19 protein-coding genes are annotated in these 20360 nt (G+C 72.3%); 15 read left to right on the plus strand and 4 right to left on the minus strand.

Annotated features, from left to right (window positions below; translation table 11 throughout):
* Positions 1-34 precede the first annotated feature (34 nt).
* Complete coding sequence (gene leuE / locus ACFV3E_RS06995) at positions 35-694, minus strand: leucine efflux protein LeuE (protein WP_500533772.1); 660 nt, start codon at positions 692-694, stop codon at positions 35-37.
* 54 nt (positions 695-748) lie between these two features.
* Between leuE and ACFV3E_RS07000 the strand changes: the two genes are divergently transcribed.
* On the plus strand, positions 749-1522 hold the full coding sequence (locus tag ACFV3E_RS07000; protein WP_500533773.1) for a MerR family transcriptional regulator: 774 nt from the start codon (positions 749-751) through the stop codon (positions 1520-1522).
* On the opposite strand, the gene ACFV3E_RS07005 is transcribed toward ACFV3E_RS07000, so the two are convergent.
* Positions 1503-1874 carry a YbjQ family protein gene (locus tag ACFV3E_RS07005; protein WP_500533774.1) on the minus strand — a complete coding sequence of 124 codons (372 nt, stop codon included), beginning with the start codon at positions 1872-1874 and terminating at the stop codon, positions 1503-1505. The two genes, ACFV3E_RS07000 and ACFV3E_RS07005, sit on opposite strands and share 20 nt — an antisense overlap.
* A 39-nt stretch (positions 1875-1913) precedes the next feature.
* Positions 1914-3263 (minus strand): ABC transporter ATP-binding protein, encoded by a 1350-nt coding sequence (locus tag ACFV3E_RS07010; RefSeq protein WP_500533775.1) that lies wholly within the window; start codon positions 3261-3263, stop codon positions 1914-1916.
* A 139-nt stretch (positions 3264-3402) separates the two neighbouring features.
* On the opposite strand from ACFV3E_RS07010, the gene ACFV3E_RS07015 reads away from it, so the two are divergent.
* From ACFV3E_RS07015 to ACFV3E_RS07025, 3 genes are all read left to right on the plus strand, one after another.
* Positions 3403-4137 carry a DedA family protein gene (locus tag ACFV3E_RS07015; RefSeq protein ID WP_500533776.1) on the plus strand — a complete coding sequence of 245 codons (735 nt, stop codon included), beginning with the start codon at positions 3403-3405 and terminating at the stop codon, positions 4135-4137.
* A gap of 113 nt (positions 4138-4250) precedes the next feature.
* Positions 4251-5864 carry a threonine/serine exporter family protein gene (locus ACFV3E_RS07020; RefSeq protein WP_500533777.1) on the plus strand — a complete coding sequence of 538 codons (1614 nt, stop codon included), beginning with the start codon at positions 4251-4253 and terminating at the stop codon, positions 5862-5864.
* Positions 5865-6027: 163 nt separating this feature from the next.
* Positions 6028-7419: a wax ester/triacylglycerol synthase family O-acyltransferase gene (locus ACFV3E_RS07025; RefSeq protein WP_500533778.1), complete on the plus strand. Its 1392-nt coding sequence runs from the start codon at positions 6028-6030 to the stop codon at positions 7417-7419.
* A 76-nt stretch (positions 7420-7495) separates the two neighbouring features.
* Here ACFV3E_RS07025 and ACFV3E_RS07030 read toward each other — a convergent pair whose 3' ends face one another.
* The gene (locus ACFV3E_RS07030; RefSeq protein WP_431959297.1) at positions 7496-7990 is read right to left on the minus strand and encodes an inorganic diphosphatase; all 495 of its coding nucleotides are present in this window, start codon (positions 7988-7990) and stop codon (positions 7496-7498) included.
* A 142-nt stretch (positions 7991-8132) separates the two neighbouring features.
* Between ACFV3E_RS07030 and dacB the strand changes: the two genes are divergently transcribed.
* The 11 genes from dacB to folK all read left to right on the plus strand — a co-directional run bounded on the left by dacB (position 8133) and on the right by folK (position 20309).
* Positions 8133-9539, plus strand: a complete 1407-nt coding sequence (gene dacB, locus ACFV3E_RS07035) for a D-alanyl-D-alanine carboxypeptidase/D-alanyl-D-alanine endopeptidase (RefSeq protein ID WP_500533779.1) — start codon at positions 8133-8135, stop codon at positions 9537-9539.
* A 247-nt stretch (positions 9540-9786) separates the two neighbouring features.
* The gene (locus tag ACFV3E_RS07040) at positions 9787-10965 is read left to right on the plus strand and encodes a zinc-dependent metalloprotease (protein WP_500533780.1); all 1179 of its coding nucleotides are present in this window, start codon (positions 9787-9789) and stop codon (positions 10963-10965) included.
* A gap of 177 nt (positions 10966-11142) precedes the next feature.
* Positions 11143-12129: a tRNA lysidine(34) synthetase TilS gene (tilS, locus tag ACFV3E_RS07045; RefSeq protein WP_499512522.1), complete on the plus strand. Its 987-nt coding sequence runs from the start codon at positions 11143-11145 to the stop codon at positions 12127-12129.
* Between the two features lie 36 nt (positions 12130-12165).
* A complete protein-coding gene (hpt, locus tag ACFV3E_RS07050; protein WP_499516875.1) occupies positions 12166-12705 on the plus strand; it encodes a phosphoribosyltransferase in 540 nt (179 codons plus the stop codon).
* 192 nt (positions 12706-12897) lie between these two features.
* The gene (gene ftsH, locus ACFV3E_RS07055; RefSeq protein ID WP_500533781.1) at positions 12898-14952 is read left to right on the plus strand and encodes an ATP-dependent zinc metalloprotease FtsH; all 2055 of its coding nucleotides are present in this window, start codon (positions 12898-12900) and stop codon (positions 14950-14952) included.
* A 134-nt stretch (positions 14953-15086) separates the two neighbouring features.
* Positions 15087-15695 (plus strand): GTP cyclohydrolase I FolE, encoded by a 609-nt coding sequence (folE, locus tag ACFV3E_RS07060; protein WP_500322721.1) that lies wholly within the window; start codon positions 15087-15089, stop codon positions 15693-15695.
* 192 nt (positions 15696-15887) lie between these two features.
* Positions 15888-17645, plus strand: a complete 1758-nt coding sequence (locus ACFV3E_RS07065; protein WP_500533782.1) for a phosphatidylglycerol lysyltransferase domain-containing protein — start codon at positions 15888-15890, stop codon at positions 17643-17645.
* A gap of 23 nt (positions 17646-17668) precedes the next feature.
* Entirely contained in the window at positions 17669-18523 is an 855-nt protein-coding gene (gene folP / locus ACFV3E_RS07070) for a dihydropteroate synthase (protein ID WP_500533783.1), read from the plus strand.
* A gap of 136 nt (positions 18524-18659) precedes the next feature.
* The gene (locus tag ACFV3E_RS07075) at positions 18660-19145 is read left to right on the plus strand and encodes a nuclear transport factor 2 family protein (RefSeq protein WP_499512517.1); all 486 of its coding nucleotides are present in this window, start codon (positions 18660-18662) and stop codon (positions 19143-19145) included.
* A gap of 217 nt (positions 19146-19362) precedes the next feature.
* Positions 19363-19722, plus strand: coding sequence for a dihydroneopterin aldolase (folB, locus tag ACFV3E_RS07080; protein WP_499512516.1), 360 nt, complete (start codon positions 19363-19365; stop codon positions 19720-19722).
* Entirely contained in the window at positions 19719-20309 is a 591-nt protein-coding gene (folK, locus tag ACFV3E_RS07085; RefSeq protein ID WP_499512515.1) for a 2-amino-4-hydroxy-6-hydroxymethyldihydropteridine diphosphokinase, read from the plus strand. Before folB ends, folK begins: the two co-directional genes overlap by 4 nt.
* Positions 20310-20360: the final 51 nt, after the last annotated feature.

Consider the following 20360-nt stretch of genomic DNA (forward strand, 5'->3'; position numbering starts at 1 on the left):
GGTCGGGCGGCGACCGGCCCCGGCCGGGGTCCGGTCAGCCCGCCGAGGACGTCGACAGCTTGGCCGCGAAGCCCAGGAAGAGCGCCGCGGCGCCCGAGGTGAGTCCCGCCGCCAGGCGCCTGCGACGACGGAACTGGGCGGCCAGGTAGGTGCCGCCGAAGATCAGCAGCGTCAGGTAGCAGAAGCTGAAGACCTGCGCGATGGCGCCCAACGCGAGGAAGGACAGCGCGGGGTGGGCGTAACCGGGGTCCACGAACTGCACGAAGAAGGAGATGAAGAACAGGATCGCCTTGGGGTTGAGCAGGCTGATCACCAGCGCCCGCCGGAACGGCCGCTCGGCGTCCGCCACCTCCTCGGCAGCGGTCGTCAGTGCCACCGGCTCGGTGCCCCGGGACCGCCACATGCCCCAGGCGGCCCGCGCCATGCCGACGGCGATCCACGCCAGGTATCCGGCGCCCGCGTACTTCACGATGCCGAACAGCACGGCGTTGGCCTGGAGCAGCCCGGCCACGCCCGCCGCCGAAGCGGTCATCAGCACGGTGTCGCCGAGGAAGACGCCCAGGGCCGCGCGGTACGCCGTCCGGACGCCGCGGCGCGCCGCGACGGACAGGGTGTACAGCGAGTTCGGCCCCGGCAGCAGCACGATCAGTACGGTGCCCAGCACGTACGTCGACAGGTCGGTGATTCCCAGCATGCGCACCAATATGGCACTTGCACCTCACGTGGCGTGAGGCCGGAGGGTGTGGTCATGAACACGAGCACGGGCTACCCGGTCGGGCAGGTGGCGGGTTTCGCCGGCGTGACCGTCCGCACGCTGCACCACTACGACGAGATCGGACTGCTCTCGCCCAGCGCCCGCAGCCACGCGGGCCACCGGCGCTACAGCGACGCCGACCTCGACCGGCTGCAGCAGATCCTCTTCTACCGGGAGCTCGGCTTCCCCCTGGACCAGGTGGCGGTCCTCCTCGACGACCCGGCCGCGGACCCGCGGGAGCACCTGCGGCGCCAGCACGAACTGCTGACCGCGCGGATCGGGAAGCTGACGGAGATGGCCGACGCCGTCCAACGAGCCATGGAGGCACGCACGATGGGCATCAACCTCACGCCCGAGGAGAAGTTCGAGGTCTTCGGGGACTACGACCCCGACCGGCACGCCGAGGAGACCCGGGAACGCTGGGGCGACACCGAGGCGTACGAGCAGTCGCAGCGCCGCGCCGCCTCCTACACCAAGGAGGACTGGCTGCGCATCAAGGCCGAGCAGGAGGACTGGGGCGCCCGGCTGGTCGCGCTGCGCGGGTCCGGCGCCCCGGCGGACGGCGAGGCGGCGATGGACCTGGCCGAGGAGCACCGGCGGTTCATCGTGGACCACTACTACGACTGCACGTACGAGATCCACACCGGTCTCGCCGAGATGTACCTGGCGGACCCGCGCTTCAACGCCTTCTACGAGGCGATCGCGCCGGGCACCGCGCAGTACGTCCACGACGCGATCGTCGCCAACGCTAGGCGGGCGCGGGGCTGATCACCGCCGCCGTGCCGTAGGCGCACACCTCGGTGCCGGCGTCGGCGGCCTCGCCGACGTCGAAGCGCATCGCCAGCACCGCGTTGGCGCCGCGTGACTGCGCCTGTTCCACCAGCCGCTCCATCGCCTGGGTGCGGGTCTGGGCCAGGGTCCTGGTGAGTCCCTTCAGCTCGCCGCCGATCAGGGACTTCAGGCCCGCGCCGATCTGGCTGCCCAGGTGGCGGGAGCGCACGGTGAGGCCGAACACCTCACCGATCACCCGTTCCACCCGGTAGCCCGGCACGTCGTTCGTGGTGACCACCAGGACGGCGGACCGGGGCGACTGTCCGCCGCCGTACTCGTCGATACCCATACGGGCATCGTCGTCCCCCCGCCGCCGTCCCGCGCGGTCTCAGTACTCCAGGTGCGGTGCCCGGTCCGGGGCCGGGCAGATCCGGTGGCCCGCGTGGTCGAAGACGTACAGGTGCGCGAGGTCGACCAGCAGCGGCACGTGCTGTCCGGCGCGCAGCCGCAGGTCGGGCCCGGTGCGCACGACCAGGTCGCCGCCCCCGGTGGCGGGCCGCTCGGTCTCCGGCCGCTGCCCCGGCGGGTCCAGTACGGCCGTCTGGCCCTGGCCGGAGACCCGTGCGGCGGCCTTCTGCACCAACCGGCCGAGGCCTGCCGCGCCGACCTGCCGGGACGCCGCCCGGGAGCGCTGCCGCCCGGTGCCCGGACGGGCGGACTCCAGTTCGGGCACGACGGCCGCGCGGGCGCCGGTGCCGAGGTGCACCAGCGACTCGTGGCCCTGGTACTCCACGTGCTCCACGACACCGCTCAGCACCACCTCGCCCGGCCGCGCGCTGCTCGGCCGGTCGATGCGCACGGCCTCCGAGCGCAGGCCGACGATGACCGGCCGGCCCTGCTGGATGCGGAGCATCTGGTGGTCCCTGCTCAGCGGCTGGGGGAGGACGAGCCGCTGCCGTCCGAGGTCGATCCACATCCCGCCGTCCAGCGGGGCCACCACGGTCGCCTCCATGAGGTTGATCCGCGGGGTGCCGATGAAGGCGGCCACGAAGACGTTCTGCGGCAGGTGGTACGCCGCACGCGGGGTGCCCACCTGCTGCAGCACGCCGTTGCGCATGATCGCCACGCGGTCGCCCAGCGACATCGCCTCGGCCTGGTCGTGGGTGACGTACACGGTCGTCACGCCCATGCCGCGGGTCAGCCGGGCGATCTCGGCGCGCAGGTGCGAGCGGAGCTTGGCGTCGAGGTTGGACAGCGGCTCGTCCATCAGGAAGACGGACGGGTGCCGCGAGATGGCCCGGCCCATCGCGACCCGCTGCCGCTCGCCGCCGGACAACTGGCCCGGGTAGCGGTCGAGGATGTCCTCGATGCCGAGCGTCCGCGCGGTCTCGGCGACCCGGGGCCCGGTGTCCTGCCCGGGCATCTCGAAGCGCAGCGGGAAGCCGATGTTCTCCCGGCTGGTCATGCTCGGGTAGAGGGCGAAGTTCTGGAAGACCATGGCCATCCTCCGGTCGCCCGGCGCCAGGTCGTTGGCGTACTCGCCGTCCAGGAGCAGCTCGCCGGAGGTGATGTCCTCCAGGCCGGCGATCATGCGCAGCACCGTGGACTTGCCGCAGCCCGAGGGGCCGAGCAGCACCAGGAACTCGCCGGGGGCGATGTCCAGGGAGAAGCGGTCCACGGCGCGCACGCCGCGGCCGTAGGTCTTCGAGACGTCGTGCAGGGAGATGGCGCGAGTCATGTGGGTTCCGCCGGATCATGATGATTCAGGAGTGACGGGCGACTTGCGGTGTTGCACGGTAAAACGCTTGGGAGGACCGTAGCCGAGCGTTCGCGGACTGGGAACGGTTCGGTCGCGACCACGTTGATACTTTTGGCGCGTGACGACTATCGCCCTGGGCCCGCAATGGCTCGACCCCGATTACCTCATCTCGTCAGCGGGCCTGATCGGCCTGCTGGCGATCGTCTTCGCCGAGTCGGGTCTGCTCATCGGCTTCTTCCTGCCGGGTGACTCCCTGCTCTTCACCGGCGGCCTGCTGGTCGCGGGCGGCAAGCTCGACTATCCGATCTGGCTGGTCTGCGTGCTGGTCGTGCTCGCCGCGGTCGCCGGCGACCAGGTGGGCTACCTCTTCGGCCGCAAGGTCGGGCCCTCGCTCTTCCGGCGCCCGGACTCCAGGCTCTTCAAGCAGGAGAACGTCGAGAAGGCCCACGAGTTCTTCGAGCGGCACGGCGCCAAGTCGATCGTGCTCGCCCGCTTCGTGCCGATCGTGCGCACCTTCACCCCGATCATCGCCGGCGTCAGCCGCATGAACTACCGCGTCTTCGTGACGTACAACATCGTCGGCGGCCTGCTGTGGGGCGCCGGGGTGACCCTGCTCGGCTACTGGCTGGGCCAGATCGCGTTCGTCCACGAGCACGTCGAGCTGATCCTGGTCGGCATCGTGCTGCTCTCGGTCGTCCCGATCGCCATCGAGTTCCTGCGCGCCCGCGCGGCCTCCCGCAAGACCGGGCCCGGGCCGCTGCCCGGCGCTCACGAGTACGAGGCCGAGGACGAGGCCGGCCAGCCCCCGCTCCAGCGGGGCTCCGGCGGGCGGCACCGCGCGAACCGCCGTTAGCCGACGGAGGGAGTGGGCAGTCGTCCCGCTGTGCCAGGGGGGAGGGTGACCGCACCCTCCCCTCTGGCGCACCCCGGCACCGTCGAGTGATCACGCGTCGAAAGGAGGATCCCGTGGCGCACCCCAAGGAGCCCGACGGGCCCGAGCAGCCGATCGGCGGCTCGGAGTTCACCCCGCCCCTGGGCGTGGAGCTGCCCAGGCCCGAACCGCAGGGTTCCGCCTTCGCCCGCCCCGGGACGCGGACCTCGTCGCAGCTGTCCCACCCGGCCTTCACGCCCCCCGAGGGCATCCCGGTCGTCAGCCTCTCCAAGGAGACCCCCTGGCCCGACCGGATGCGCACGATGCTGCGCATGCCCGTCGGCGAGCGCCCCGCTCCCGAGCAGCCCGCCCGGCGGCCGGAGGCGGAGGGCGGCCCACCGGTCCCGCGTGTGCTCGACCTCACGCTGCGCATCGGTGAGCTGCTGCTCGCCGGCGGCGAGGGCGCGGAGGACGTCGAGGCCGCGATGCTCGGCGTCGCCCACGCCTACGGGCTCGGACGGGTCGAGCCGACCGTGACGTTCACCCTGCTGGGCATCTCGTACCAGCCCTCGCTCGTGGACGCGCCGGTCACCGCCAACCGCACGGTGCGCCGCCGGGCCACCGACTACACCCGTCTCGCGGCCGTCTTCCGGCTGATCAACGACGTCACCGCGGCCGACCTCAGCCTGGAGGACGCCTACCGGCGGCTCGCCGAGATCCGCCGCAACCGGCACCCGTACCCGGGCTGGCTGCTGACCGCGGCGGCCGGGCTCCTCGCCGGCGCGGCGAGCATGCTGGTCGGCGGCGGCGGTCCGCTGGTGTTCGCGATCGCCGCGCTCGGCGCGATGCTGGGCGACCGGCTGGCCTGGCTGTGCGCGGGCCGAGGCCTGCCGGAGTTCTACCAGTTCGTCGCCGCGGCGATGCCCGCGGCCGTCATGGGGGTGCTGGTCGCCCGGTTCGGCCAGCACCTGCCCGGTACGAGCACCCTGCAGGCCTCGGCGGTCATCACCGGTGGGCTCTTCGCGCTGATCCCGGGAAGGGCCCTGGTCGCGGCCGTCCAGGACGGCCTGACCGGCTTCTACATCACCGCCTCCGCGCGCCTGCTGGAGGTGATGTACCTCTTCACCGGCATCGTCGTCGGCGTGACGCTGATCCTCTACGCCGGGGTCAGCCTGGGCGCCGGACTCGACCCCGACCAGGTCTTCCGGGCCTACGAGAACCCGCCGGTGCAACTGGTCGCCGCGATGGTGCTGAGCCTGGCCTTCGCCGTGCTGCTGCAGTGCGAGCGCGGCGTCCTGGTGGTCGCCGCGCTCAACGGCGGTGTCGCCTGGACGGTCTACGCGGCGCTGCACCAGGAGAAGATCGGCATCGGCATGTCGCCGGTCGCGGCCACCGCCGTCGCCGCCGGCCTGGTGGGTCTCTTCGGCCAGGTGCTCTCCCGCTACCGGTACGCCTCCGCGCTGCCGTACGTCACGGCGGCCATCGGCCCGCTGCTGCCGGGTTCCGCGACGTACTTCGGGCTCCTCGGGCTGACCCGCGGTCACCTGGACCAGGGATTCGCCTCGCTGACGAAGGCGGCGGCGCTGGCGCTCGCCGTGGCCATCGGGGTGAACCTGGGAGGAGAGATCGCGCGGCTGTTCATCAAGCTGCCAGGTGGGGCTGACCAGGCACGACGCCGCGCGGCGGCCAAGCGGACCCGCGGTTTCTGAGCCTTCCGGGCACCGTCGTCTCGCCGCCCGGCGATCGCACGGGCAACCTGATGTTAACTGTCCGTATCGTGGTCGTAGTTGACTGTAATCGGTTTTAGGGGTTTCACTTCACCAACTGGAGTCCGTTCCGGGGCAAAACCCGACCTTTCGGAGGCATGGAGCCTTGGCTGACGAGCACCTGAGCCCGCTGGACCTCGCCTTCTGGAACCTGGACTCGCCGGGTCACCCCATGCACCTGGGCGCCGTGGCCGTCTTCGACCGCGACCCGGAGCACCCGGTCGACGCCGACGGACTCGCCGCGCTGCTCACCGCCCGGGCCGAGGCCGTACCGCGGATGCGGCAGCGCGTGAAGGACGTCTGGTACGGCGTCGGAGGCGCCGCCTGGGCGGCCGACGAGCACTTCGACGCCCGGCACCACGTCCACGCCGTCCGGCGGGCCGACGCCCGGGCCGCCGTCGCCGAACTGATGTCCCGGCCCATGGACCGCGACCGGCCGCCGTGGGAGGTCTACGTCATCGAGGGCGCCCCCGACGCGCCCTTCAGCGTCCTGGTCAAGCTGCACCACGCCCTCGCCGACGGCCTGCGCGCCGTGGAGTTCGGCGCCGCCCTGCTCGACCAGGGGGCCCGCACCACGGCGGCCGCCCCCGCCCCGGCGGCTCCGGCGTCGCGGTCCGGCGCCGAGGCGGCCGTGCCGGCCCAGGTCCGGGGGCCCGGCATCCACCTGCCCGCGCTGCCGCTGCCCGATCCGCGGCAGGTCGTCGCCTCCCTCCCGGACCGGGTGCGCGAGGCCGGGCGCGCCCTGGGCATCGGCTCGGCCGTGCTGCGCGCCTCCCTCGACCCCGGCGGGCCCGCCGCGCTGGGCGCGGCCTGGACGCCCGGCGGCGCGGAGCGCCGCTTCGCCACCGCCTCCCTCGACGTCGACGACCTGCACCGGGTCCGCAAGACCAGCGGCGGGACCGTCAACGACGTCGTCATGGCCGTCGTCGCCGGCGCGCTGCGGCGCTGGATGCAGGCCCGCGGCGACGACCCGGCGGGTCCGGGCCCGCGCGCCCTGATCCCGGTGGCGCGGCGCCGCCGCAGAGGCGTGCGCGGCGGCCGGGGCAACCGCATCTCCGGCTACCTGCTGCGGCTGCCGGTCGGCGAGCCCGACCCGCTCGCCCGGCTGCGCGACGTCCGCGCGGGCATGGACCGCAACAAGGACGCCGGACCCGACTCGGGGCCCGGTGCCGTGGCGCTGCTGGCCGACAGCGTGCCGCCGCTCGCGCACCGCTTCGCCGCGCCGCTGCTCGCCGCCTCGGCGCGACTGCTGTTCGACGTGCTGGTCACCAACGTGCCGATGCTCGACGTGCCGCTCACCCTGGACGGCTGCCGCATGACGGAGCTCTACCCGATCGCCCCGCTCGCCCGCGGGCAGTCGCTGGCGGTCGCCGTCTCCACGTACCGCCGCCGGGTCCACATCGGGCTGCTCGCGGACGCGGAGTCCCTGCCGGACGCCGACACGCTCGCCAGTGCCCTGCACGGCGCGCTGGCCGAACTGCTCGACGCCTGCGGGTGACGCCTCCGGACACGCGTGAGGGCGGCCCGCCCCGGCAGGGAGCGCGCCGCCCTCATGGCCGCGGGAGCGTACGGGGTCAGTGACCGCCGTGCTCCTTCAGGCGCTTGTAGGACGCCTCGATCTCGGCCTCGGCCTCGGCGCGGCCCACCCAGTTGGCACCCTCGACGGACTTGCCGGGCTCCAGGTCCTTGTAGACCTCGAAGAAGTGCTGGATCTCCAGGCGGTCGAACTCGGAGACGTGGTGAATGTCACGCAGGTGCTCGACCCGCGGGTCCGAAGCGGGCACGCACAGCAGCTTGTCGTCGCCGCCGGCCTCGTCCGTCATGCGGAACATGCCGATCGCGCGGCAGCGCACGATGACGCCGGGGAAGGTCGGCTCGTCGAGCAGGACCAGGGCGTCCAGCGGGTCGCCGTCCTCGCCCAGGGTGTTCTCCACGAAGCCGTAGTCGGCCGGGTAGACCGTCGAGGTGAACAGGTGCCGGTCCAGGCGGATACGACCGGTCTCGTGGTCCACCTCGTACTTGTTGCGGGAACCCTTCGGGATCTCGATCGTTACGTCGAACTCGAGCACAGCCTGTCCTCCATGATCAGCACATACTTCTGGTGATTAAGTGTCTCCCACGCTTGTGTGTGGTCGCGAAAGGGGCTGGTCCGGGGTGCCCGTCTCGAAGAACTGGCAGGTGGTGGCAGGTTCGGCTGTCGCAGGACTTGCCGTGGCGCTGACGGCTGTGGCCGCAGCAGGACCGTGGGAGTCAGGCCAGCGTACGGCCGAACGGGCGATCGCCGCCTCCCGGGACGGTCAGGGGAAGCAGGCGCGTCCCCACAAGAAGGCCGGCGGGGGCGGCCACAAGGGGGCGGTCGCCCCGGTGCCGCCCGCCCCCGAGGTGCTCACCGCCGTGTCCGGGCCGCAGGGTGCGCCGCTGCCGACCAAGGCCGGACTGGCGGGCCGGCTCGGCCCGTTGCTATACGACCCCGCGCTCGGCGCGCTGACGACGGGCGCCGTCGTCGACGCCGTGTCGGGCCGGACCGTGTGGGGGCAGGGCCCCGCCACGGCCGCCGTCCCCGCCTCCACCACGAAGGTCGCCACGGCCGTCGCGGCCCTGTCGCTGCTCGGGGCCGACCACCGGCTCACCACCTCCGTGGTGGCCGCGGGCAAGGACCGCGTCGTCCTGGTCGGCGGCGGCGACCCCACCCTGACCGCCCGCGCGAAGCCCGGGGGCGGATGGACGGCGGCCTCCCTGCGCACCCTCGCCTCCGACACCGCCCGCGCGTTGCGCGCCAAGGGCGTCCGCTCGGTGAAGCTCACGTACGACACCTCGCTCTTCACCGGCCCCGCCGTCCACCCCATCGGGCACAACGACAACATCGCGCCCGTCACCGCCCTGATGGCCGACGAGGGCCGCACCGACGGCAAGAGCTTCAAGGGCCCGGCCGCCCGCGGGTGGGACCCGGCGGCGGACGCGGCGGCGGCCTTCGCGGACCTGCTGCGCAAGCGCGGCATCGAGATCGACGGCGCGGTGAAGGCCGGCAAGGCGCCCACGCGCACGCACGCGGCCGACCGGCTGGCGGAGGCGCGGTCCGCACCCCTGGCCGACCTGGTCGAGCGCATGCTCACCAACAGCGACAACGACATCGCCGAGGCCCTCGCCCGGCACACCGCCCTCGCCGCGGACCGCCCGGGGTCCTTCTCCGGAGGTGCCAAGGCCATCGGCTCCGCACTCCGCGAACTCGGGCTCCCGCTCAAGGGGGCCCGGTTCGTGGACGGCAGCGGGCTCAACCGCGCCGGCCACCTCACGGCGGAGCAGCTGGCGCGGATGCTGGCGCTGGCGGCCGACTCCGACCACCCCGAGCTCCGCCCCGTCCTCACCGGGCTGCCGGTGGCGGGCTTCACCGGGTCCCTGCGGGAACGCTTCACCTCCGCGGGCGGCGGCGCGGGGCTCGTCCGCGCGAAGACGGGCACGCTCACCGGGGTCAACGCGCTCGCCGGGACGGTGGTCGACGCGGACGGCCGCCTGCTCACGTTCGCCTTCCTGACCAACGGCACGACCAACCCCACGGCCGCGCAGTCCGCCCTCGACCGCCTCGCCGCCGGCCTCGCCACGTGCGGCTGCCGCACGTAGGGGTTGTGGGAAGTCGTTCCGCAAGACGGAACACACCCCCCACGACGGCGCCGCACCTGTGCGGTGCCGCGGGTTGCGCCGGCGTCCGCACGCCGGTGGGTGGGGGTGTGCCAACCCTCCCCCAGCCTGCGGCCGGGGGGACCCCCATGCCTTGCGGAACGACTTCCCACAACCCCCACGAGGCACGGGGCCGTGCCGCGGGCGAGGAACGCTCCCGGGGAGGGGGACAAGCACGTACCGTGAAGGAATGACGAGCATCGGTGGTGCGGAGATGGTCGACTGGAACCTCGCGGTCGCGACCGCGACCCGCTTCGTGCGGCCCGGACCGGACGTGAGCCGGGACGAGGCGCGCGCGGTCGTGGCGGAACTGCGGCGGCACGCAAAGGAGTCGGAGGCGCACGTCCGGGCCTTCACCAGGATGTTCGGCGATCAGGAGGACCCGGCCGACACCGGGACCCCGGTGCTGATCGTGGACCGCCCGGGGTGGATCAGGGCCAACGTCGCCGGCTTCCGAGAAGTGCTCAAGCCGCTGCTGGACAAGATGCAGGCGCGCAAGCCGGGAGGTCCCGGCGGCGCCGTGCTGGGCACCGTCGGCGGGAAGGTGACCGGCGTCGAGGTCGGGATGCTGCTGAGCTTCCTGGCCTCACGCGTGCTGGGCCAGTACGAGACCTTCGCCCCCGCGACCCGTGAGATGCCGGCCGGCCCCGCCGCGCCCGGTCCGGGCGAGCCGCGCACCGGGCGGCTCCTGCTGGTGGCCCCCAACATCGTCCACGTGGAGCGCGAACTCGACGTGGACCCGCATGACTTCCGGCTGTGGGTGTGCCTGCACGAGGAGACCCACCGCACCCAGTTCACGGCCGTGCCCTGGCTGCGGGACCACATCGAGCAGGAGATCCAGGCCTTCCTCGGCGAGACCGAGATCGACCCGTCGACGCTGATCGAGCGGCTCCGCGAGGCGTTCCAGGCCTTCTCCTCCGGCAACCGGCCCGACGCGGACGAGGCGTCGGTCGACGCGGACGGCGACGAGGGCCGCAGCCTGATCGACCTGGTGCAGACCCCGAACCAGCGGGAGATCCTGGGGCGGCTGACCGCGGTCATGTCGCTGCTGGAGGGGCACGCCGACTACGTGATGGACGGGGTGGGCCCGGACGTCGTGCCGTCCGTGGCGGAGATCCGGGAGAAGTTCCAGCGCCGCAGGCAGAGCGGTGCCGGGCGGATGGACATGGCGCTGCGCAAGCTGCTGGGGCTGGACGCCAAGCTGCGCCAGTACCGTGACGGCGAGCGTTTCGTGCGGGCCGTGGTGGACGGGGCCGGGATGGACGGCTTCAACCGGATCTGGACCTCGCCCAACACCCTGCCCACCAAGCAGGAGATCGCCAAACCCGCGGACTGGGTGGCACGGGTGCACGGGCGGAGCGAAACCTGAGTCGACCCGGGGCACAACAGGCCCCGGGGCCTCCCGGTTCACCCGTCCGAGGGACCGTGGGCGCAGGGTAAGCGTGCGATGCTCGAGTATTGCCCGCTGTCTGTCACCATCTAGCTACCCTGCGTCATCTTCACCGTCCCGACGCCTCCCCCAGCCTCTCCAGGAGGGAAACCGGACATGGGTCCCCACCCCGCGGTCGCGGCGATACGCCTGGCGGTCCGCCGCGTACTCCAGGACGTCCTGACCGACCACCCCGGCGGCAGCCCGCTCGTGCTCGCCGCCTGCAGCGGCGGAGCCGATTCGATGGCCCTCGCCACCGCCCTCGCCTTCGAAGCGCCCAAGCTCGGCATCCGGGCCGGCGGCGTCACCGTCGACCACGGCCTGCAGGACGGCTCGGCGGCCCGCGCCGTCGACGTGGCCGACCGGCTGCGCGGTCTCGGACTCGACCCGGTGGACGCCGTCGCGGTCACCGTGGGCCGCCAGGGCGGCCCGGAGGCCGCCGCCCGCGACGCCCGGTACGCGGCCCTCGACGCCGCCGCGGAACGCGCCGGCGCCGCCGCCGTGCTGCTCGGGCACACCCGGGACGACCAGGCCGAAACGGTGCTGCTGGGGCTGGCCCGCGGCTCCGGCATCCGGTCGCTGTCCGGCATGCCCGCCGTGAACGGCCGTTACCGCCGTCCCTTCCTGCTGCTGGACCGTGACACGGTCCGCAAGGCCTGCCTCGCGCAGGGCATCGACGTGTGGGAGGACCCGCACAACCAGGACCCCGCTTACACCCGCTCCCGGGTCCGCCACGAGGCGCTGCCGGTGCTGGAGAAGTCCCTGGGCAAGGGTGTCGTGGAGGCGCTGGCCCGCACCGCCCAGCTCTCCCGGGACGACGCCGACGCCCTCGACCAGTGGGCGGCCCAGGCCGAGCGGACCGCCGTCGACGCCGACGGCGGGCTGGACGTCGCCCGGCTGCTGACCCTCCCCGCCGCCGTGCGCCGCCGGGTGCTGCGCCGTGCGGCCGTCGCGGCGGGCTCTCCCGCCGGTTCGCTCTTCGCCCGGCACGTCGAGGAGACCGACCGCCTGCTCACCGCGTGGCGCGGTCAGAAGCCGCTCAACCTCCCGGGCGGCGTCGTCGTCGGCCGGCGGAATGGCAGACTGTTCTTCCAGGCCCTGTAGACCGAGCCGGAAGTTGTGCGGGTGAACGAGAACGACATGGGCACCGACCTCGAGAAGGTGCTCATCTCCAAGCAAGAGATCGACGCCAAGCTGGCGGAGCTGGCTGCGCAGATCGACAAGGACTACGAGGGCAAGGACCTCCTGATCGTCGGCGTCCTCAAGGGCGCCGTCATGGTGATGGCGGACCTCGCGCGATCCCTGTCCTCCCAGGTCACCATGGACTGGATGGCGGTGTCCTCGTACGGCGCCGGGACCAAGTCCTCGGGTGTCGTGCGGATCCTCAAGGACCTGGACACCGACATCGCCGGCCGGGACGTCCTGATCGTCGAGGACATCATCGACTCCGGACTGACCCTGTCCTGGCTGATCAGCAACCTCGGCTCGCGCCGTCCGGCCTCGCTCGAGGTCTGCACGCTGCTGCGCAAGCCGGACGCCGCCAAGGTCGAGATCGATGTGAAGTACGTCGGCTTCGACATCCCCAACGAGTTCGTGGTCGGATACGGCCTGGACTTCGCGGAGAAGTACCGGAACCTGCCGTTCATCGGCACCCTTGCGCCGCACGTGTACGGCGGCTGAGGCTCCGGGAACCCCGACGCCCTCCTCCGCGTTGGAGGGGGGTAACGCTGTTTGTTTATGGTCTCCGGCGACTTCGGGTGACAATGCTGGGGTACCGTCCGAAGGTCGGTTCATACACCGGATGCACCGGCGGCCCCCAGGCCGCGGTGCCTCACTGTGGCAGGAGGGACGGGGCGATATCGCCCCGCATGGATGGACGTGAAGCGCTATTTCCGTGGGCCAGTCATGTGGATCGTGCTGGCTGTCCTCGCCGTGGTCGTATTGATGCAGGTCGTCGGTTCTTCCGGTGGCTACAAGACGGTGGACACCGGCCAGGCCATTGAGGCGATCAACAGCAACCAGGCCAAGTCCGCCGAGCTGACCACCGGCGACGAGAACACGATCAAGGTCGAGCTCAAGGACGGCGCCAAGGTAGGCGACAAGGACCTGGGCTCCAAGATCAAGGCGAGCTACATCGGCGACCAGGGCGTCGACGTGGCCAAGATCCTGCAGGCGAAGGTCGACGACGGCGACAAGAGCACGCTGCCCGACGGCTACACCGTCGCGCCCTCGAAGCAGAACGCCTTCGTCGGCATCCTGCTCTCGCTGCTGCCCTTCGTCCTCATCGTCGTGGTCTTCCTGTTCCTGATGAACCAGATGCAGGGCGGCGGCTCCCGGGTGATGAACTTCGGGAAGTCCAAGGCCAAGCTGATCACCAAGGACACCCCGAAGACCACCTTCGCCGACGTGGCGGGCTCGGACGAGGCCGTCGAGGAACTCCAGGAGATCAAGGAGTTCCTGCAGGAGCCGGCGAAGTTCCAGGCCGTGGGCGCCAAGATCCCCAAGGGTGTGCTGCTCTACGGCCCGCCCGGAACCGGCAAGACCCTGCTCGCGCGCGCCGTCGCCGGCGAGGCGGGGGTCCCGTTCTACTCGATCTCCGGTTCCGACTTCGTCGAGATGTTCGTGGGTGTCGGCGCCTCGCGTGTCCGCGACCTGTTCGAGCAGGCCAAGGCGAACGCCCCGGCCATCGTCTTCGTCGACGAGATCGACGCCGTCGGCCGGCACCGCGGCGCGGGCCTCGGCGGCGGTCACGACGAGCGCGAGCAGACGCTGAACCAGCTGCTGGTCGAGATGGACGGCTTCGACGTCAAGGGCGGCGTCATCCTGATCGCCGCCACCAACCGCCCGGACATCCTGGACCCGGCGCTGCTGCGCCCGGGCCGTTTCGACCGGCAGATCGCCGTCGACCGCCCGGACCTGCAGGGCCGCCTGGAGATCCTCCGGGTCCACCAGAAGGGCAAGCCGGTCGCCCCGGACGTCGACCTCAAGGCCGTCGCCCGCCGGACCCCCGGCTTCACCGGTGCGGACCTGGCGAACGTGCTCAACGAGGCGGCGCTGCTCACCGCGCGCAGCGACAAGAAGCTGGTCGACAACGCGATGCTGGACGAGGCCATCGACCGTGTCGTGGCCGGCCCGCAGAAGCGCACCCGGATCATGTCCGAGAAGGAGAAGAAGATCACCGCGTACCACGAGGGCGGTCACGCCCTGGTCGCGGCGGCTTCTCCCAACAGCGACCCGGTCCACAAGATCACGATCTTGTCCCGCGGCCGTGCCCTCGGCTACACGATGGTCCTGCCGGACGAGGACAAGTACTCCACCACCCGCAACGAGATGCTCGACCGGCTCGCCATGACCATGGGCGGCCGCGCGGCGGAGGAGCTCGTCTTCCACGACCCCACCACGGGTGCCGCGGACGACATCGAGAAGGCCACCACCACGGCCCGCGCGATGGTCACCCAGTACGGCATGACCGAGCGGCTCGGTGCGATCAAGTTCGGGTCGAGCGACGGGGAGCCCTTCCTCGGCCGTGAGATGTCCCACCAGCGCGACTACTCGGAAGAGGTCGCCGGGCTGGTCGACGAAGAGGTCAAGAAGCTCATCGAGACCGCGCACAACGAGGCGTGGGAGATCCTGGTCGAGAACCGCGACGTCCTCGACAACCTCGTTCTGGCCCTCCTGGAGAAGGAGACGCTGAACAAGGAGGAGATCGCCGAGATCTTCAAGTCGATCGTCAAGCGTCCGTCGCGTCCGGCCTGGACGGGTTCCTCGCGGCGCACGCCGTCGACCCGCCCGCCGGTGCTCTCGCCCAAGGAGCTCGCCCTGACCAACGGCACCCAGCCGACGGCCAACGGCAGCACCACGGCGTCCTCCCTGAGCAAGTCCGCCGAGACGGTGGAGCTTCCGGAGGAGCCCAGCCCGGAGTCCTGACGTCCGCGACGTGGCCTTGGTCACGGACATCGGAATGCGTGCCGCGCCCCCCAGGTTTCCTATCCTGGGGGGCGCGGCGTTTCCGCGGTTCCCGCGGTCCACGCATTTCGGTACGTCTGAGGAACGAGGCACACATGACCGACCCGGTGACCCTGGAGGGCGATCTGCGCCCCATCGGCGAGTTCGACGAGAAGCGTGCCGAGAACGCCGTCCGTGAGCTGCTGATCGCCGTCGGGGAGGACCCCGACCGCGAGGGACTGCGGGAGACCCCCGGCCGGGTCGCGCGGGCGTACCGGGAGATCTTCGCCGGGCTCTACCAGGAGCCGGAGGACGTCCTGACGACCACCTTCGACCTCGGGCACGACGAGATGGTCCTGGTCAAGGACATCGAGGTGCTGTCGAGCTGCGAGCACCACCTGGTGCCGTTCGTGGGCGTCGCCCACGTCGGCTACATCCCCTCCGTGGACGGCAAGATCACCGGTCTGTCGAAGCTGGCCCGCCTGGTCGACGTCTTCGCCCGCCGCCCGCAGGTGCAGGAGCGGCTCACCACGCAGATCGCGGACTCGCTCATGCGGATACTCGAACCGCGCGGTGTGATCGTGGTCATCGAGTGCGAGCACATGTGCATGACGATGCGCGGGGTCCGCAAGCCCGGCGCGAAGACCATCACCTCGGCGGTGCGGGGCCAGTTGCGCGACCCCGCGACCCGCGCGGAGGCGATGAGCCTGATCATGGCCCAGTGACCTGAGGGGCCGCGGGCCCGGCCCGCGGCCCGGTCGGCGTTCCGGTCCCCGGTCCCCGGTCTCCGTTCCGCGTTCCGCGCTTCCCGCCCGGCGACGGAACCCGCCCGCCGGAGTTCACGTCCTACAGGGCGCAAATCTCCGACGAGAGTGGGCCGTGCGGTGGTGAACCGCATCGCCGGGGCGTGGTGGCTGATGTCTGTCGTGGCAGAGGAAGATCTGGCTGTCCGGGTTCCCCGGGACAGGGTGCGGCGACTCCCACGGCTGATGCCGGGGTCGGCGGCGCCCCGCGTGGTGGGGAGGGCGTGCGCGCTGGTGGGGCTGCTGGACCTCGCGGCAGCGGTGTTCCCCGGGTTCCGGCACAGCCGGATGCACGTGCTCGCCGGGGTCTTCCCGGGGACGGTCACCTCGGTGGCCGCGGCGGCGGGGGTGGTCACCGGCATCCTGATGCTGATGCTGGCGCACGCCCTCAAGCGCGGGAAGAAGCGCGCCTGGCGGGCGGCCGTGCTGCTGCTGCCGGCGGGCGCGGTGGCGCAGGTGCTGCACCGGCACTCGCTGGGCGGGGCCGTGTTGTCGGCGGTGCTGCTGGCCCTGCTGATCGGGTACCGGGCGCAGTTCTCGGCGCTCGGCGACCCCCGTACCCGGCTGACGGCGGTCGCGGCCTTCGCGGGGCTGAGCGCGCTCAGCCTGGTGGTGGGACTGGCCGTCGTCAGCGCCCACCCGGCGGCGGAGACGGGCCACCCGTCCTGGACGGACCGGCTGGCCGAGGTGGTCTGCGGGCTCTTCGGCTTCGACGGGCCGGTCTCCTACGCCACCGGCCAGGCCACCGACGTCGTCGCGTACTCGCTGGGCGGGCTGGGGTTCCTGATCGCCGCCGCCACCGCGTACCTGGCGCTGCGCCCGGCCCACCCGGTCGCCGAGCTGACGGCCGGGGACGAGGAGCGGCTGCGGGCGCTGCTGCGACGGCACGGGGCCCGCGACTCCCTGGGGCACTTCGCGCTGCGCAGGGACAAGAGCGTGGTCTTCTCGCCGAGCGGCAAGGCCGCGGTCTGCTACCGCGTGGTGTCGGGGGTGATGCTCGCCAGCGGCGACCCGATCGGCGACGTGGAGGCCTGGCCGGGGGCGATACAGCGGTTCATGGCCGAGGCCCGGGCGCACGCCTGGATCCCCGCGGTCATGGGCTGCAGCGAGACCGGCGGGGAGGTGTGGACCCGGGAGACCGGTCTGGACGCCCTGGAGCTGGGCGACGAGGCCGTGGTGGAGACCTCCTGCTTCTCCCTGTCGGGGCGGGCGATGCGCAACGTGCGGCAGATGGTCAAGCGCACCGAGCGCGCGGGGTACGTGTGCCGGGTCCGGCGCGTGGCGGAACTGGGCGAGGAGGAACGCGACGCGGTCCGCCGCGCCGCGGACGCCTGGCGCGGCACGGACACCGAGCGGGGCTTCTCCATGGCGCTGGGCCGCTTCGGCGACCCGGCGGACGAGGAGTGCGTGGTGGTGACGGCGCACGACGCGCAGGACGCGCTGAGGGCGGTGCTGCACTTCGTGCCCTGGGGCGAGGACGGCATGTCGCTGGACCTGATGCGGCGCGACCGGTCCGCCGACCCGGGGCTGAACGAACTGCTGATCGTGGCCGCGCTGAGCGAGGCGCCGCGACTGGGCGTGCGGCGGGTCTCGCTGAACTTCGCGATGTTCCGGTCGGCGCTGGCCCGCGGGGAGCGGCTCGGCGCGGGGCCGGTGCTGCGGACCTGGCGGGGTCTGCTGGTCTTCCTGTCCCGGTGGTTCCAGATCGAGTCGCTGTACCGGTTCAACGCCAAGTTCCAGCCGGAGTGGCTGCCGCGCTTCCTGGTCTTCCGGGCCACCGGGGACCTGCCCCGGATCGGCCTGGCCGCCATGCGGGCCGAGGGATTCGTCACCCTGGCGCTCCCCGCGTGGGCCTCCCGGCGCCTGCGGTGAGCCGCCCGCTCTAGGCTGACCCCATGGGTACGATGCGCGGCCGCGTGGCCGGATTGCCGTCCTGGGACCGGTGCGCGGTCATGGGTGTGGTCAACGTCACGCCGGACTCGTTCTCCGACGGCGGCGACTGGTTCGACACGGACCTGGCGGTGAAGCACGGCCTGGACCTCGTCGCGGCCGGTGCCGACCTGGTGGACGTCGGCGGTGAGTCGACCCGTCCGGGTGCGGCGCGGGTGGACGAGGCGGAGGAACTGCGCCGGGTGGTCCCGGTCGTCCGCGAGCTGGCCAGGGCCGGGGTCGTGGTGAGCGTCGACACGATGCGGGCCACGGTCGCGGAGAAGGCGGTCGAGGCGGGCGCGGCGCTGGTCAACGACGTCAGCGGCGGCCTGGCGGACCCGGCGATGATCCCGGTCGTCGCGGCGACGGGCAGCCCGTTCATCGTGATGCACTGGCGCGGCCAGAGCATCGACATGAACAACCGGGCGGTCTACCGGGACGTCGTCGGCGAGGTCACCACCGAGCTGCGGCGCAGCTTCGAGCGCGCGGTGGCGGGCGGCATCGCCCCGGAGCGGATCGTCCTCGACCCGGGGCTGGGCTTCGCGAAGAACGCCGAGCACGACCTGACCCTGATCGCCCACGTCGAGGACCTGCTGGCCCTCGGCCGCCCCCTGCTGATCGCGGCCTCCCGCAAGCGGTTCCTCGGCCGCGTGCTGGCCGGCGAGGGCGGCGATCCGCCCCCGGCCAGGGAACGCGACGCCGCCACGGCCGCCGTCACCGCCATCGTGGCGGGCCGCGGCGCCTGGGCGGTCCGGGTGCACGCGGTGCACGACAGCGCCGACGCCGTACGGGTCGCACGGGCGCTGGAAGGGGCTCGGTGAGCTACGTGTCCGACCAGGTGCCGAAGGGTGCCGGGACAGGGGAACGAGGGAGCTTGGTGAGCGACGCACGCGAGCAGATGACGAGGGTGCCCGCCGCGGGACGCGGGGCGGGCGGCGCGACGGACGGGGGGACACGATGACGCCGCGTACCGCCGAGGCCGCACGGGTCGAGGAGGCGAACCAGGCCTTCTACGACGCCGTGGAGCGGTCCGACCTGGACGCGCTGGAGGAGCTGGTGCTGACCGGCCCGCTGGCGGAGACGGTGTCCGTGGTGCACCCGGGCTGGCCGGTGCTGCGCGGGCGACGCGAGGTGATGCGCTCGTACGCCCTGATCATGGCGAACACCGAGTACATCCAGTTCTTCCTGACCGACGTGGAGGTGGCGGTCGACGGCGACACGGCACTCGTCACCTGCACCGAGAACATCCTCACCGGCGGTCCCGCCGAGGAGGAGGGCGAGATGGGCTCCCTCGTGGGCGGCCTGGTGGTCGCCACGAATGTGTTTCGGCGCACACCGGAGGGCTGGCGGCTGTGGGTGCACCACGGTTCCCCGGTGATGGCGGACGGGGCCGACGAGGACGCCGCGGAGGACGCCGACAACGGCGGCGAGGGGTCAGCCTGAGGCCTTCTGACCACTCGTTCGTGCCAAGAAGTGGTGAAGGCCGGAGTAGGCCGCCGCGTCCCGGGGTAAGCGCGGGGCGGTCGGCCGCCTCGGTGCCCGGTACTGGGGACTGTCGGTGGTCGAAGGTACATTCGAGTAAGGGCGGAGCGGCCCTCCCCTCCCGCTGGGCGGGCGGACCGCGCCCGCCCGTCCGTCCGACGACCAGCGGGAGTGAATCGTGGATCGTGTCGCGCTGCGCGGCCTGAAGGCCCGCGGGCACCACGGCGTGTTCGAACACGAGCGCCGCGAGGGCCAGGACTTCTTCGTGGACCTCGTCCTCGGCCTGGACACCGCACCCGCCGCCGCCACGGACGACCTGACCAGGACCGTGCACTACGGCATCGTGGCCGAGGAGGTCACCGCCGTCGTCGAGGGCGAGCCCGTGGACCTGATCGAGACCTTGGCCCAGCGGATCGCCGACCAGGTCCTCAAGCACGACCTGGTCCAGGAGGTGGAGGTCACCGTGCACAAGCCACATGCCCCGATCACCGTCCCGTTCGCCGATGTGTCCGTCACCATCACCCGGAGGCGCCCGTGAGCTACGACCCCACCGTGCAGCCGGTCCCGGCCTCCGTCGTCGCGCAGGTCGACGCCGCGGACTCGACGCTGCAGAATCCGAAGTTCGCCGTCATCTCGCTGGGCAGCAACCTCGGCAACCGCCTGGAGACGCTGCAGGGCGCCGTGGACGCCCTGGAGGACACCCCGGGCGTCCGGGTCAAGAAGGTCTCGCCGGTGTACGAGACGGAGCCCTGGGGCGTCGAGCCGGGCTCGCAGCCGAACTACTTCAACGCCGTCGTCCTGGTCAGGACGACGCTGCCGCCGTCCTCGCTGCTGGAACGCGGCCGGGCGATCGAGGACGCCTTCGCCCGGACCCGCACCGAGCGCTGGGGCGCGCGCACCATCGACGTCGACATCGTGGCCTACCAGGGCGTCGTCTCCGACGACCCGGAGCTGACGCTGCCGCATCCGCGGGCGCACCAGCGGGCCTTCGTACTGGCGCCGTGGCTCGACATCGATCCCGCGGCGGAGCTGCCGGGACAGGGGCCGGTGGCCGGTCTGCTGGCGGGCGTGGGCCGGGAGAGCGTGTGGGCCCGGGGCGACGTGGAACTCAGGCTGCCGGAGTAATCGTTACGATCCCGTCGGTACGTTCGTCGATGTGATGTGGGGAGCGAGCAC

Source organism: Streptomyces sp. NPDC059718, assembly GCF_042733315.1.
GTDB lineage: Bacteria > Actinomycetota > Actinomycetes > Streptomycetales > Streptomycetaceae > Actinacidiphila.